The sequence below is a fragment of the Thermotoga sp. 2812B genome (assembly GCF_000789335.1).
GTDB classification, from domain to species: Bacteria; Thermotogota; Thermotogae; order Thermotogales; family Thermotogaceae; genus Thermotoga; species Thermotoga maritima.
In genome coordinates this window covers 647121-659667 of the sequence record NZ_CP003408.1, presented here as the reverse complement: position 1 = coordinate 659667, position 12547 = coordinate 647121, and the positions used below count along the sequence as shown (strand labels likewise).

Annotated in this window: 12 protein-coding genes; 9 read left to right on the top strand and 3 right to left on the bottom strand. The window is 41.5% G+C overall.

The window, feature by feature from the left end:
* Positions 1 to 14 precede the first annotated feature (14 nt).
* The 3 genes from T2812B_RS03335 to ptsP are packed head-to-tail and all read left to right on the top strand — an operon-like array spanning position 15 to position 3334.
* Complete coding sequence (locus T2812B_RS03335; protein ID WP_008193714.1) at positions 15 to 1385, top strand: PTS fructose transporter subunit IIC; 1371 nt, start codon at positions 15 to 17, stop codon at positions 1383 to 1385.
* 16 nt (positions 1386 to 1401) lie between these two features.
* Positions 1402 to 1662 (top strand): HPr family phosphocarrier protein, encoded by a 261-nt coding sequence (locus T2812B_RS03330; protein WP_008193712.1) that lies wholly within the window; start codon positions 1402 to 1404, stop codon positions 1660 to 1662.
* Positions 1663 to 1681: 19 nt separating this feature from the next.
* Positions 1682 to 3334 carry a phosphoenolpyruvate--protein phosphotransferase gene (gene ptsP / locus T2812B_RS03325; RefSeq protein WP_008193710.1) on the top strand — a complete coding sequence of 551 codons (1653 nt, stop codon included), beginning with the start codon at positions 1682 to 1684 and terminating at the stop codon, positions 3332 to 3334.
* Between the two features lie 32 nt (positions 3335 to 3366).
* Here the strand turns inward: ptsP and fsa are convergent, their stop codons facing one another.
* From fsa to T2812B_RS03310, 3 genes are all read right to left on the bottom strand, one after another.
* Positions 3367 to 4023 (bottom strand): fructose-6-phosphate aldolase, encoded by a 657-nt coding sequence (fsa, locus tag T2812B_RS03320; RefSeq protein WP_008193708.1) that lies wholly within the window; start codon positions 4021 to 4023, stop codon positions 3367 to 3369.
* Between the two features lie 98 nt (positions 4024 to 4121).
* Entirely contained in the window at positions 4122 to 5072 is a 951-nt protein-coding gene (locus T2812B_RS03315) for a carbohydrate kinase (RefSeq protein WP_008193704.1), read from the bottom strand.
* 13 nt (positions 5073 to 5085) lie between these two features.
* Positions 5086 to 6279, bottom strand: a complete 1194-nt coding sequence (locus T2812B_RS03310) for a LacI family DNA-binding transcriptional regulator (protein ID WP_008193701.1) — start codon at positions 6277 to 6279, stop codon at positions 5086 to 5088.
* An 85-nt stretch (positions 6280 to 6364) separates the two neighbouring features.
* Between T2812B_RS03310 and T2812B_RS03305 the strand changes: the two genes are divergently transcribed.
* From T2812B_RS03305 to T2812B_RS03275, 6 genes are all read left to right on the top strand, one after another.
* A complete protein-coding gene (locus tag T2812B_RS03305) occupies positions 6365 to 7384 on the top strand; it encodes an NAD(P)-dependent alcohol dehydrogenase (protein ID WP_008193698.1) in 1020 nt (339 codons plus the stop codon).
* A 41-nt stretch (positions 7385 to 7425) separates the two neighbouring features.
* Complete coding sequence (locus tag T2812B_RS03300) at positions 7426 to 8847, top strand: ABC transporter substrate-binding protein (RefSeq protein ID WP_008193694.1); 1422 nt, start codon at positions 7426 to 7428, stop codon at positions 8845 to 8847.
* 25 nt (positions 8848 to 8872) lie between these two features.
* Positions 8873 to 9745, top strand: coding sequence for a carbohydrate ABC transporter permease (locus tag T2812B_RS03295; RefSeq protein ID WP_008193691.1), 873 nt, complete (start codon positions 8873 to 8875; stop codon positions 9743 to 9745).
* Between the two features lie 3 nt (positions 9746 to 9748).
* A complete protein-coding gene (locus T2812B_RS03290; RefSeq protein WP_008193689.1) occupies positions 9749 to 10585 on the top strand; it encodes a carbohydrate ABC transporter permease in 837 nt (278 codons plus the stop codon).
* A 211-nt stretch (positions 10586 to 10796) separates the two neighbouring features.
* Complete coding sequence (locus T2812B_RS03280) at positions 10797 to 11570, top strand: SDR family NAD(P)-dependent oxidoreductase (RefSeq protein ID WP_008193687.1); 774 nt, start codon at positions 10797 to 10799, stop codon at positions 11568 to 11570.
* A gap of 12 nt (positions 11571 to 11582) precedes the next feature.
* Positions 11583 to 12539 (top strand): mannitol dehydrogenase, encoded by a 957-nt coding sequence (locus T2812B_RS03275; RefSeq protein ID WP_008193685.1) that lies wholly within the window; start codon positions 11583 to 11585, stop codon positions 12537 to 12539.
* The last annotated feature ends 8 nt before the right edge of the window (positions 12540 to 12547 follow it).

Genomic DNA, 12547 nt, shown 5'->3' with positions numbered 1-12547 from the left:
GGAGGAAGGGGAAAATGAAAAAGAAGATTGTGGCTGTAACATCCTGTCCAACTGGGATTGCACATACTTATATGGCAGCAGAAGCGCTTCAGATGGCTGCAAAGAAAATGGGTGTGGAAATCAAGGTTGAAACCCAGGGATCTGTTGGCGCAGAAAATGTAATAACGTCTGAAGATCTGAGGGAAGCACACGCGGTTATTCTGGCCTGTGATACGAAAATAGACGAAGAGAGATTCGCTGGATTGCCCATTTTGAAGGCAAGTGTGCAAGACGCTATAAAAAATGCAGAAAGCCTCATTCAGAAAGCTCTGAACATGGAAAGAAAAAATTTTGTTGATGAAGTTTACAAGGTTAAATCTGAGAGAAAGGAAAAAGCAAAGGGCGTTTATAAACATTTGATGACCGGTGTTTCACACATGATTCCGTTTGTTGTGGCAGGAGGGATTTTAATAGCAATTTCTTTCGCATTCGGTATCAGAGCATTTGAACAAGAAGGATCTTTCGCAGCTGCCCTTATGGAAATAGGAGGGAATGCTGCATTTTCACTGATGGTACCGATCTTGGCTGGTTTTATAGCGTTTTCAATTGCGGATAGACCAGGCCTTGCACCGGGAATGATAGGAGGACTGCTTGCTAGCAGAATAGGAGCTGGTTTTCTTGGTGGAATAGCAGCTGGTTTTGGAGCAGGATATTTGACGGCGTGGCTAAAAAAGACCATAAAACTTCCCAAATCTCTCGAGGGATTGAAACCAGTTCTTATAATTCCTGTTCTCTCCACATTAATTGTGGGGCTTGGAATGCTTTATGTTGTAGGAAAACCAGTCGCTGCTTTGAACAGTTCCTTGACAAGCTGGCTTAATAGTATGAATGACACCAGTATGGTTCTCCTTGGGATACTCCTTGGTTTGATGATGGCTTTTGATATGGGAGGACCTGTAAACAAAGCTGCTTATACTTTTGCAGTGTCAACACTTTCTTCTGGGCAGCCCTCGGTTGTGATGGCAGCAGTGATGGCGGCAGGTATGACTCCTCCTCTTGGAGTGGCACTGGCGACTATTCTTGCAAAGGACAAATTTACCACAGAAGAAAGAGAAGCTGGAAAGGCGGCATTCTTCCTCGGACTTTCCTTTATAACAGAGGGAGCGATTCCATTCGCCGCGGCGGATCCTATTAGAGTGATTCCTTCTATCATGGCGGGATCGGCAGTTGCATCTGTTTTAAGCATGCTGTTTGGATGTACTCTTGCAGTGCCACACGGTGGAATATTCGTTCTTCCAATACCAAATGCTGTTAGCAATCTGTTCATGTACTTGATTTCAATAACAGCAGGTACTTTGGTAACTGCTTTGATACTCTCCACACTGAAACCTAAAAGATCTGAGTAAGGAGGTAGATTATCTGATGGTTGAAGCGAAGATTACATTAAAAAATCCAACGGGACTACATGCGAGACCTGCCAGTATCTTTGTATCGGAAGCTGGAAAACTTAAAAGTGATATCTTCATAGTAAAAGAAGGGAAGGAAGCGAATGCGAAGAGCATCCTCCAAGTTTTGGCAATGGGAATAAAACAGGGTGACGAGATCATTCTTAGAGCTTCCGGTGAAGACGAGGAAGAGGCAATAAAGAGACTGACAGAATTGCTGGAAAACCTAGCAGAATGATATGGGGGTAAGAGACATTATGTTAATGAAAGGAATTCCAGCATCTGAGGGTATTGAACTGGGAAAAGCATATGTTCTGCAAGAAGAAGCCGACACCGATAGCGGTTTCCAAGAATATAATGGGAAGCATTATGAACTGGAAAGATTCTTTAAGGCAATAGATGAAGCAAAGAAACAAATAAGGGAATTGAAAAAAAAGGCTCAGGAGGAATTGAGTGAAAAGGATGCAATGATATTCGAAGCCCATTTATTGATACTTGATGATCCCGAGTTTCTAAAAATGGTTGAGAGAAAGATAGATGAAGGAAAGAACGTTTCAGTAGCTGTTAAAGAATCTATTCGCTTTTTTGAGGAAATGCTTTTGGGTTTGAATGACGAATATATGAAGGAACGAGCGGTTGATGTAAAAGATGTTGGAATAAGACTCATCAGAATATTATCAGGGAAATCGGAGCCTGATCTTTGGAATATACCTGAGGATTGTGTTTTGGTAGCAAAAGACCTGACACCATCTCAAACAGCAAAAATGAGAAAAGAACGCATCAAAGCCATTGTGCTGGAAAAAGGCGGGAAAACCTCTCATGCTGTTATTATTGCCAGATCTTTTGGTATTCCGCTGATTTTGGGAGTTAAGGAAGCCACCCGAATGATTAAAAATGGAGATCTTCTAATTGTTGATGGCAACATAGGATTAGTTCATGTGAATCCCGAAAAAAGTGTTTTGGAAAATTACAGAGAACGAATAATAGATCAATACAAGGAAAGAATGGAATTGAGAGATATTCTTCACCTTGAAACCAGAACATCTGATGGGAGAAGAATAAAACTTTTTGCAAACATAGGAAATTTGGAGGAGCTTGACATCGCTTTAAAGAATAACGCAGAGGGAATAGGACTTATGAGAACAGAAATTCTATTCATGAATAGAGAAAAGCCACCATCTGAAGAAGAGCAGTTCAAGTTCTATAGGACTGTTTTGGAAAGAATGAGGGGTAAGCCTGTTATAATAAGAACCCTGGACGTTGGCGGAGATAAGATAATACCTTATTTGTATGCAGAGATAGGAAAAGAAGAAAATCCCTTTCTTGGATATCGATCCATAAGATTGTGTTTGAACAGAAAAGATATTTTTAAAACACAGCTGAGAGCTCTTTTAAGAGCTTCTATTTATGGAAATCTAAAGATTATGTTTCCAATGATAAGTTGTGAAGAGGAAGTTTTAAAAGCAAAAACCATATTGGAAGAGTGTAAAGAAGAATTGCGAAAGGAAGGAATATCTTTCGATAGGAATGTAAAGGTTGGAATAATGGTAGAAACTCCAGCGGCTGCTCTCATATCTGATATCCTTGCAAAAGAAGTTGACTTCTTCAGTATTGGTACAAATGATCTAATTCAATACACTCTGGCAGTCGATAGAACAAATGAATCTGTCTCCTACTTGTACAATCCATCTCACCCTGCTATTTTACGACTCATCAAAATGACGATTGAGAATGCCCATAAAAATGGTATCGAGGTTGGTGTGTGTGGTGAAGTTGCTTCAGATGAGAATTTTGTTCCTAAATTAATTAAATTAGGAGTAGATGAGTTGAGTGTAAATCCTTCTAAAATACTTGTGATAAAAAAGAAAGTTCTTCAAACAAAATCTAATGAAGATATCATCAACATGTAGCTCATGAAAAAGCCCGCCGGGTGGCGGGCTCTTTATTTCTTCAGGTTCTCCAAATACTTTTTCCAGTCTTCCATGAACCTTTCTATTCCAAGATCCGTCATTGGGTGTTTGAAGAGTCTCTCCAGCACGGCAAATGGTATTGTCACGATGTCCACACCCATGAGGGCTGCCTCCACCACGTGCATCGGATGTCTGATGCTTGCAGCGATGATCTCCGTCTCGAATCCGTAGTTGTCGTAGATCTCGACTATTTCGGCGAGCATTCTCATTCCATCGTTTGAGAGGTCGTCCATCCTTCCGATGAAGGGGCTCACGTAGGTTGCGCCCGCTTTGGCGGCGAGGATGGCCTGTGCCGGGCTGAACACCAGAGTCACGTTCGTCTTAATCCCTTCGGCAGAGAGTGTCTTCACCGCTCTGATTCCATCGGGTGTCATGGGTATCTTGATCACCACGTATTCGCTGAGCTGGGCAAGTTCTCTTGCTTCTTTCACCATACCCTTGTAATCAAGTGAAACAACCTCTGCGGAGACGGGTCCCTTCACCAGATCACAGATCTCTTTCACCCTTTGCTTGAACTCGGCTCCTTCTTTTGAGATCAGTGTGGGATTCGTTGTGACTCCATCGACGATTCCCCATTCGACACCTTTTTTGATCTCCTCTAGATTTGCCGTGTCCAGAAAGATCTTCATCTTTCCACCTCCCAAAGGCTATTTTCTCTCATCTTCTTTAAGAGCCAACTGGGGATTTTTAGAAATTTCGGTTGGTTTTTGGTTAATGAAGTATCAACTCAACGTTTCTGGTTCGATAGAAAGGTTTCGACTTCATCTAACGTGGGCATCGCATCCACCCCACCTACCCTCGTGATGACGATGGCCGCAACGGCGTTTGCGAACCTTCCCATCTCAACGGCATCTTCAATCGTTTCTGGTTTTTTCTCCAGGTATTTGTGTATCAAAGCAGCCGTGAAGGAATCTCCACATCCCGTTGCGTCGACTGGTTCTACCTTGAAAGCAGGTACCATACGCACTTTACCTCTGTACTTCACAAGACATCCCTTCTCTCCCATTGTTACAAAGAGCACTGCATCTTCTCTTATCGGAATCTTCTCAACGGAAGTTTCCAGATCTTCCTGGAAGATGTATTCCAGATCCTTGTCGCTGAGTTTCACAATATCTACCTTCGAAGAGATCTCGAGAAAGTCCTTCACGAAGGTGTTTCTGTCTTCTATCAGTGAGGGTCTCACGTTCGGATCGTAAGAGACGGGCTTCCCTTCTTCCAAAAACGTTTCCATCACTTTCAAATAGGCGCTTCTCGATGGTTCAACGGCAAGAGAATATGATCCGATGTGAAGGAAAGAAAATTGTGCGGGGTTGATGTTCACTTCTTCCGGTCTCAGATTCGTATCGGCTGGTTTTTCTCTGAAGAAGACGAAATCCGGATTTCCCTGAGCGTCTCTTGCCACAAAAGCGAGGGTAGTCTTACAAGAAGAATCGAAGATGATGTGTGTTGTGTCTATGCCTTCTTTTTTCATCACCTCAAGTAGGAACTCGGAGAACTGGTCTCCTCCAAGTTTTCCGAGAAAGGAAACTTCTCTTCCCAGTCTTCTGAGGGCAACGGCGACGTTCAGAGGAGAACCTCCCGCTTTTTTTCTGAAGAGCTCACTCTGTGAAAGGTTCTTTCCTTTGTCCTCGGAGATGAAATCGATGAGGATTTCGCCGGTACAGAGGATGGTAGCCATGATAGTACCTCCCTCACTTTATTGTCGATACAGAAAGTCTTTTTAAGAATTTCACTTTTAAAACAATTTGCATTTTGGTGTTGTTATGCTTTTTATTTTTTAGTTTATTCAATAGAATGGTAGCAGCAATTAATCCTATCTCTCTGGGATCTTGTGAAACACAGGTGATGGGGGGTTCAAATATTTCATTCCATGGTGCATCATCGAAGCTCACTATTGAAACATCTTCTGGTATTTTCAAAGCCATTTCTTTTGCAGCTCTCAAACAACCAAGGGTCATATGATAGCTACCTATTATCACTGCTGTTGGCCTTTCTTTTGAACGCATGAGGTTGAGGAAAGCTTCCCTTGCATCTTCTTCTGAAGATTTTCCATCAATTAACCATTCTTCTTTGAAGACTATTTTGTCTTTGTACTCAAGGAAAGTTTTCAAACGAATTTCAGAAGTGTAGATACCTCGCAATGGATGAATGAATCCTATTTTTTTATGACCCCGCGAAATCAAATAGTCCATCAATAGCTTCATTCCCTCTGAATTGTCAGATATAACATAATCTGTCTCTATTCCTTCAACCAATCTGTCAAAAAATACAACAGGGATTTTATATTCGTTTATTATTACCTCGTAAAGCTCTTTGTTTTCCTTAAAATTCGCAGGTGCTGAGAGTATTCCTTCGACTTTTTGATTTACCAAAATCTTGAGATGTTCTTCCTCCTTTTTTGGATCGTCTTCGGTGGGGCAAAGCAACAATCGATACCCAAGATGGTACAATGCTCTTTCTACACTTTCAACTATTAGAGCAAAAAAATCACCCTTTAACTCAGGAACAAGAATTCCTACCAATTTTGTTGTACCGCTCTTCAAACCGATTGCCAATGGATTGGGTGTGTATCCTAGTTCTTCGGCGAGTTTTATAATTTTTTCACGCAAACGTTTGCTGACGCCAGGCTTTCCGTTTAAAGCGCGAGAAACCGTTGAAACAGAAACGTTCAATCGTTGAGCAATATCTTTTAAAGAAATTCCTTTCAAATTATCACCTCCAAATCTTATTTTCTGTTTTTCGCTTTTTATTTTAGCATTATGTCTTATTACGTGGCAATATGTAATCAAAAGCATGAGAAAAAGAAAGAAAATGGGCAGTAATTCAAAATAATCAAGGATAATGGTTAATGAGTATGAAAAATAGGGAATTTTGGCCCTTGACATTTGAACAAATCTCTATGTAAAATAACGGTGAAAGCAAACGTTTGAGTTACCAAAAAATGATGAAGGTTACAGAAGGAGTGATAACATGAAAGCAGTTTATCTGGTGAGACCTAAAGAATTTGAAATGAGAGAGATTGAAATTCCCTCTCCTGGCCCTGGCGAAGTGTTAATAAGGATTAAAGCAGTAGGGATATGCGGTTCCGATATTCATTACTACCAGCATGGGAGAATAGGAAATTTCGTAGTTGAAAAACCTATTATTCTTGGACATGAAGCAGCAGGTGAAGTTGTGGAAGTAGGAGAGGGAGTAGAAGATTTGAAACTGGGTGACAGAGTCGCTATCGAACCTCAAGTACCTTGTAGAAAATGTAAATACTGCAAATCAGGAAGATACAATCTGTGCCCAGATGTAAAATTTTGGGCAACTCCTCCTATTGATGGTGCTTTCAGAGAATACGTGACACATCCAGCAGATTTTTGCTTTAAACTTCCAGAAAACGTCTCATATGAAGAGGGAGCAATGATAGAGCCTCTATCGGTGGGATTGTGGGCAGTCGAACGATCGGGAGTCAAACCCGAACACAAAGTTGCAATACTTGGTTCAGGAACCATCGGAATTATGGTGTTTCAAAGTTTAAAAGCGGTGGGAGTAACAGATGTAACAGTTTTTGATATCTTTCCTTCGAAATTGGAAATTGCGAAGAATTTAGGGGCGAAAAGAGTAGCAATAGTGGAAAAAAGAGAAGATTATGAGGCTTTTCATAACAGTTTTGATGTTGTTTTTGAAACAGCCGGCAGTGAAACAACTGTTTCTGAAGTGCCTTATCTTCTTTCGAGAGGAGGAACGGGAATTTTAGTAGGTTTACCTCCTTCAAACACTGTTCCCCTGAATGTCAATGAGTTGATTGCCAAAGAAGCTAGGATAGAGACAGTTTTCAGGTATGCAAACACCTATCCCAGAGCCATAAAATTGATTTCTGAAGGAAAATTTGTGTTAAAATCTTTGATTTCCAAATATTTTAATTTGGATAATTTAGCAGGAGCCTTTGAATATGCTATAAATCATAGATCAAATGTGGTCAAAGTTATGGTTGTTAACGAATAATCGGTGAGAAAGATCGATATTTCATAGAGGAGGTGTTTTGTATGAAGAAGTTTGTTACGAAGGTTGTTTTAAGTGCGTTATTGGTAGTGGCCATTCTTAGTTTTTCCCAAAATTCGTGGTGGGCAGAAGCAGCAAAGCCGTACAAAGGAATAACCATAAGAGGGATTAGCGAAAGTACCCCTCCTTCTAAGTACATTAAGGAAGTTTTAGCACCGTTGTTTGAAAAGGAAACAGGTATTAAAGTCATTCTTGAAACAACATCTTGGGATCAGATGTACGATAAGTCTATAAAAGATATGGAAATGGGAACGGGTGTTTATGATTTTGTTTACGTTGAACAAGACATCATATATTCGTATCTACACCGAGGTTTTTTGACTGATCTAACTGCTTTTATGAAAGAGAAATCGAACCTCGTTCACCTAGAACTTGATCTTGAAGATTTCACCAACTTTATAAACTATTTCAAAGATCCTAAAACAGGTCATCTTTTTGGTTTGCCATTTGAAGCTTTTGTAAAACCATATGTTTATCGAAAAGATCTTTTTGATGATCCTAACGTAAGGAAAGAATATAAGGAAAAATACGGCAAGGAATTGGAACCTGCAAAAACTCCTGAAGAATATCTGGAAATAGCGAAATTTTTCACTGAATATGCTCAAAAACATAATTTGGAGCTTTGGGGTACAACTGTGCAGGGAGCTTCTCATCCATCTTGTTTCTATGAATTTGTAGAGACTATACTTCCTATGTTTGGTGTCTATAATTGGGGTATTAACTTGAATAACTATCGAGCCTCCGTTGAAAATGGAGGACAGCTCAATGGTGAAAAAGCAAAGAAAGCTTTAAGATGGTGGGTGGAGTTAGTGAAATATGCACCGCCTGAAGCATTGCAGAGTACATGGGATGAAGTGGCAGCTACAATGGCTGCTGGTCGAGCTGCTCAAGGATTTGTATACGGAGAGAATGTTTGTTGGATAGCTACTGATGAAGCGCGTTCTAAAGTGGTTGGGAAAATTGGAGTAGCGCTCCCGCCTGCTTATCCTGAGGTAAAGGAAGATGCCATTAAAGGAAGAGGTTACATTGGTTACTATGATGGAGGTGCATTTGGAATACCAAAAACTTCTAAGCACAAAGAAGCTGCCTTACTGTTCATTCAGTGGGTTACCGCAAAGGAAAATCAAGTCCCATTTGCTCTAGCAACTGGGAGGGTAGTAAGAAAAAGTACGTTTGAAGATCCAGAGCTTAAAAAGGCTGATCCTAAATTCAGCTATTATTTCTCCTTCATGGAAAAATACGGTAAGTTGTTTGCAGGTGCTCCTCCATTCCCATTCCACTCCATAATTGTTGATATGGGATATCCGTACATTGCAAGAGCTCTGAGAGGGGAAATATCACCTGATGAAGCTCTGGACGAACTAGCTAAAAAGATCGATGAAACACTTGCAGAACTAGGATATTGAAAACAAAGCGTGGAGGGATTGAAAAATGAAAATATCGGAAGAACGCAAAGGTTGGGGGCTGCTGGCCCCCACCATTGTAATCCTTCTTTTTGTAGGAGTTGTTCCCTTCATATATGCACTGTTCCTTTCTTTTTACAGATGGAACATCTTCAGTGCCACGGGTAAACCCATCTGGATAGGAGCCGACAATTTTAGAAAATTGGTATTCGACGAAGCTTTCTTGTCATCTTTGGGTAAGAATTTGTTGTTCGCTGGAATAGTCGTCCCTCTTGAGACCTTCTTGGGTTTGATGCTTGCTATTTCATTGATGAAACCTTATAGATTTAGAAATGCTTTCAGATTGATTCATACTTTGCCTCTTGCGATGCCACCGATTGCCATAGGTGCCATGTGGAAATTGATGACAAATCCTGGTCTTGGAATAATTTACAGATATTTAGAAAAAATAGGGATTGTGTACAACATAGGAAGAAGCTCCACTCAGGCCTTTTGGACGGTTGTGCTTATGGACGTTTGGCACTGGACACCCTTTGTTACTCTTTCGTTCCTTGCAGGATTATCAGCTTTGCCACGTTCTCCTTTTGAGCAGGCTCAGATAGATGGGGCAAACAGATGGCAAACCTTTTGGCATGTTACTTTACCTTTGTTAAAACCAGTGAGCTTAACTGTTGTCTTCATTCGTTTGATGGATGCCCTAAGAATAGTAGATGAGGTGTGGATGCTTACAGGAGGAGGGCCTGGAACAGCCACAAGGTTTACTGGTATACATGTTTGGAGAATGGTGTTTTCCAGAACAGACTACGGTTATGGATCTGCTATCTCTGTTTTTCTGCTTTATTTGACCATAGTTCTAAGCTGGCTATTCCTCCAAGTAGTTACCAGACGCGAGGAGGGATAAAGGATGGCTATAAGGAAAAAAACTGTTTTCAAAGCATTATGGTATGTTCTTTGGATTTTTCTTTCCATTATCACTATTTTCCCGATCTACTGGACTTTGTTAGTCTCCCTGAGAACGAGGCTAGAAGTGTTTACAAGAACAGATCTTATTTTGAATTCTTTTTATTGGGAAAATTATATCCGTCCTCTTTTTAGGGATATATACGGAAAATTCCTCTTCAATTCTGTAATAGTCGCAACAGGAAATACCCTCCTTGTAATATTTCTAGCTTTTTTGGCTACTTTTTCCCTGTCGCGGTTCCGATTGCGTGGATCCAATAATATTTTCTTCTGGACACTAACAAATAGAATGGCACCACCCGCTGCTTTTACTCTTCCTATTTACCTCCTGTTTGCAAAAGTGCTTCCGTTTTTCTATGACACACATTTTGCTCTGATTCTGGTTTACTGTGTCTTTAACCTACCATTTGCTATATGGTTACTCAAAGGAACAATAGATGGTATTCCAAAAGAAATTGACGAAGCAGCATTAGTAGATGGTGCAAATTTATGGCAATTAATATGGAAGATTATATTCCCGGTAGCACGGCCAGGTATAATGGCAGCAGCAGTCTTAACTTGGTTGTTTTCGTGGAATGAATATCTATTTGCATCGACTTTGACTAATTTCAGAGCTCGAACAATGCCAACAGGATTGGCAGAATTCGTAACCGTTACAGGAACAAACTGGGGTGAAATGGCTGCTATGACAATTGTTACTATGATTCCCGCTTTTGTTTTCCTTTTCCTTGTTCAGAAGTATATAGTTGCTGGAATGACATTCGGTGCTGTTAAGGAATAAGTTGTTCAAGAGGGGGAGAAATTATGAGTACAAGGTACAATCTGTTCGACCGGATTTTTATATCTGTTGTAATTTTTGTAGCCATACATCTTCTATGGATGAGGTTTCTCGAGAGCCTTTTACCCATCTACATAGCTACTGTTCTTTCTATTATAGTAGGAATATTTATTGTCACGAAGCTTCGATAATTCCGTATAGGGGGGATTATGGTATGCCAATTCTTGAAAGACTCTTTTCTTTAGAGGAAAAGGTTGCTCTGGTGACTGGTGGAGGACAGGGCATCGGGAAGGCGATCGCTCAGGCGCTGGCAGCGGCGGGTGCAGCTGCTTTAATCATGGACATAAACGAAGAAACAGCCAGAAGAACGGTCGAAGAGATAAAAGAAAAAGGTGGCGAAGCAGATTTCTATGTTGGAGATGTGACAAAAGAAGAGGATTGTTTTGGAGCAGTCAAGAAGGCGCTGGATAGGTGGGGAAGACTCGACATAGGAGTCAACAACGCGGGAATAGGAGACTGGTGTGAAGCGGAGAATTATCCGGTTGAGAAGTGGAAAAAGGTCATAGACGTGAATCTGGTTGGGGTGTTTCTTTCTGCAAAGGCAGAGTTTCACGCCATGAAGGAAAGAAAATACGGAAAGATCATAAACATCGCGTCCATGTCTGGCCACATCGTGAACAAACCTCAGAAACAGACAGCTTACAACGCTTCAAAAGCGGGTGTGATTCACCTCACCAGATCCCTGGCCGCCGAGTGGGCCCCATACGGAATCAGAGTGAACAGCATAAGCCCCGGATACATCAGAACACCTCTTATAGAATCTCCAAACGTGAAAGATCTTGTTCCCCTCTGGCTCGACATGATCCCTCTTGGAAGACTGGGAGAGGTGGACGATCTGATAGGAGCTGCCATCTTCCTTGCAAGTCCTGCTTCGGATTACATGACAGGGCACGATCTTGTGATTGATGGAGGTTACACCGTCTGGTGAGGAGGTTAGAATATGAAAGTACTTTTGATAGAAAAACCCGGTACTGTAAGTGTTGTGGAAAAAGAGATACCCGTTCCTGGTGAAGATCAGACCCTCGTGAAAGTACTCGCGTGCGGTATTTGTGGAACCGACTACAAGATATTCTCTGGAGGCACCAACGCCAACTATCCAGTTGTTCCAGGGCATGAGATCGTCGGCGCCGTTGAAAGATCGGGTGTTTTCAAAAAGGGGCAGATGGTTGTGATAGATCCCAACAGATCCTGTGGAAAGTGTGACTACTGTAGAAAAGGTATGCCTCAGTTCTGTGAGAACCTTCGAGCAACAGGTGTGACAGAACCAGGAGGATTTGCAGAATACGTGCTCGTGGAGAACTCACAGGTTTATCCTGTGAGAAATGTACCCGCAGAAAGAGCCGTTTTCGCAGAACCGCTTTCCTGTATTCTCGAAGGAGTTAAGATGGTGAAACACGGATTCCACGACAGAATCCTCGTAGTCGGAGCAGGTAGTATAGGTGTGATTTTTGGTTTGATCTTCAAGAAAATTTTTCCGGGTGCAGAGATAGTCCTTGCGGAGAAGGACGAGAAACGCGCGGAATACGTTGTACAAACTTTTGGATTGAAAGTGGATGAACCAAAAGGAGAGTACGATCTCACTGTCGAGTGCTCTGGTACGGTGGGAGGGTTCAAAGCTTGCTTTGAGCACACAGGAAAAGGTGGAACCCTCCTTCAGTTCAGCGTCATCTCCAAAGACAAGACGGTTGAGATCTCACCGTTCGAGATCTATCGAAAGGAGATGAAACTGCTCGGGTCTTACCTGAATCCTTTTACAATGAAAGAAGCGGTGAAGATCATAGAATCTGGAGAGTTTCCCTTCGAAAAACTTGTCACCGATCGTCTGGATCTTGAAGGGGTGAAAGAATACCTGTCGTCTCACAAAAAGGCATTGATGAAGGGAATTTTTTCTCAGTAAGGTGAGGG